The sequence below is a fragment of the Acutalibacter sp. genome (genome assembly GCF_056800975.1).
This window is the reverse complement of the sequence record NZ_JBQISV010000171.1, coordinates 1-2,042: the sequence shown is the minus strand read 5'-3', so window position 1 is coordinate 2,042 and position 2,042 is coordinate 1. Positions and strand designations below refer to the sequence as shown.

Here is a 2,042-nt window from a genome sequence, read left to right as displayed (position 1 = left end):
GAGTCGTAGCCGTAGCGCAGGGCCACATGGAGGACCTTCTCCCCGGTCCGCAGGTCCGCCGCCGCCCGGGTCATGCGCCGCCGACGGATATACTCCTTCAGCGGCACGCCGGCCAGGTAGGAGAACATCCGCTGAAAATGGTAGGTCGAACAGCCGGCCAGCCGGCCCAGTTCCTCCAGGCTGATCTCCTTGTCCAAATTTTCCTCCAGATAGTCCAGCGCTTCGTTCCAGCTCTTCAGCCAATCCATAACATCCACTCCCTGCGCTCAAGTATACCCCTGTTCCCCCGCGCTGTCCTCGCTTTTCGGGTGCAAAAAATGAGAGGGGCTAGGAAATAAACTCCTGGTAAGGCACAAATTTGACTGGCACATCCCATGCTGTGTCCCGGTAAACCAAGAAACAAATATCGCCCTTGTTCCTCTGTTCATTGACAGTCCAGCCAGTGAAGGGTACCAGAGGAAGGGTAAGCTCCCGGGCTCCCTGGGCCACCTGAAGCCTGGCGCTGTCCAGCCGCTGGTGATATACCAGAAAATTGGCGCTGTAGATCGCAATCAACAGGGCGCACACCACCGCGCCCGGGACCCAGGCCCACCTTATAGACAACCGCAGCCCCTGTTTTCGAGCCTCCCGCCAAAGCAGAGCCGCAATCATCAACAGCACTACATAGCTGGGAAATAGTGCCCGAGATTCCACTGGCGACACCACCAGCAGTGGGCCATTTACCACACACAGAGCCAGCGCTCCGGCTGCAACCTGAACTCGGACCGCACCTCCTCTCCACTGTGCCAGAAGGACAAGCCAAATCAGAGCCAGCGCTCCGGCCAGCATCATCCGCTTCATATTTTGGAGTCCGCCTCCATACGCGCAGTCCCGCAGGGCGTCCACCACACAGAACATATGGATGAGGGCCAGGAACACAGCCCAGGGCTGCCAGACCCCCCCCTGCCGTCTCAAAAGCCACACCAGCAAAAAACTAATCAGCAAAGCGGCCGCTACAGGGCGGAGCAGGGCCTCTGTTGCAATAAAGGTCAGGTTACGGCTGATAAGCTCCAGCCCAATAGCTCGGTTATCACTGCCTATCTGGGTATAACCTGGGTTGGAAAACATCAATGCGGTTCCCAAAACAGCTCCCAGTGCGGTAGCAAGGGAGACTGGCAGTCTCTCCCGCTCTTTCAGAAACGTATATCCTCCGTAGGTGATTCCTCCCAGGCACATCAGGATAGTAACCGGTTCCATAAAGAAACAGCAGCACAGGCTGACCAGAAAGCACACAACAGGAACAGGACGTTTCTTAGAGAGCAGCGCCAGCAGAATCAAAATACCTGCCATGGGCAGGAGGTAGTTGACAAAGGCCGCACCCCAGGAGTAGACCTGCTGCCAAAGCCCTCTGGGTGCCAGCGCAACCAGGGAAAAGGCCAAGGCAAAGCCCTCCCCTTTTCGTTCCCCATCAGGGGCGAAGCGCTGTCCCAGCAGAAGGGTCATCCCGGCCAGCACGCCCCCCATAAACAGTCCCCGCAGCCACCCGAAAGGGGTAAAATACAGCTTTCCCTGCAAAACGCCGATGAGATTGCCCAAATACCGCCCATTAGCAGGAACTCCATATGCGTGCATATCCTCTGGAATGGGATGGGTAAGCAGAAAATTCTTGAGTGAATCATACTCCCAATAGACAAAATAACAGTCGTCACACTCAGGAACAAAGAGCAGTCCCAGAAGGAAAAACAGCCCCAGCAACAGGACCGGACGATAGAATCGTATTCGCCGCATATAGTCTCCTTCCCTGCCTGACCTGGCAGGTTTACAATGATAGAAAAAGGGCGACAGCCTATTGGCCGTTCGCCCTTTTTTTAATTTTTTGCTCAGGCCTTGCCGTTGCAGCCCAGGACGTTCACCAGCTTGTGGCGAACCAGTTCCTTGATATTGGCGCGGGCGGGCTTCAGATACTCGCGGGGGTCGAACTTGTCGGGGTGCTCGTTGAAGAACTGGCGGATGGTGCCGGTCATGGCCAGGCGCAGGTCGGAGTCGATGTTAATCTTGCACAC

At 56.3% G+C, this 2,042-nt stretch carries 3 protein-coding genes; all 3 read right to left on the bottom strand.

Annotation, left to right across the window (positions count from 1 at the left end; translation table 11 throughout):
* The coding region (locus ACTO5E_RS10910; protein ID WP_482303592.1) for a helix-turn-helix domain-containing protein at positions 1 to 248 on the bottom strand (248 nt) is incomplete at its 3' end.
* Between the two features lie 79 nt (positions 249 to 327).
* Positions 328 to 1,767: a hypothetical protein gene (locus ACTO5E_RS10905; protein ID WP_482303590.1), complete on the bottom strand. Its 1,440-nt coding sequence runs from the start codon at positions 1,765 to 1,767 to the stop codon at positions 328 to 330.
* Between the two features lie 92 nt (positions 1,768 to 1,859).
* Positions 1,860 to 2,042, bottom strand: a 183-nt coding sequence (locus ACTO5E_RS10900; RefSeq protein WP_482303588.1) for a class II fructose-bisphosphate aldolase, incomplete at its 5' end; no start/stop codon positions are given.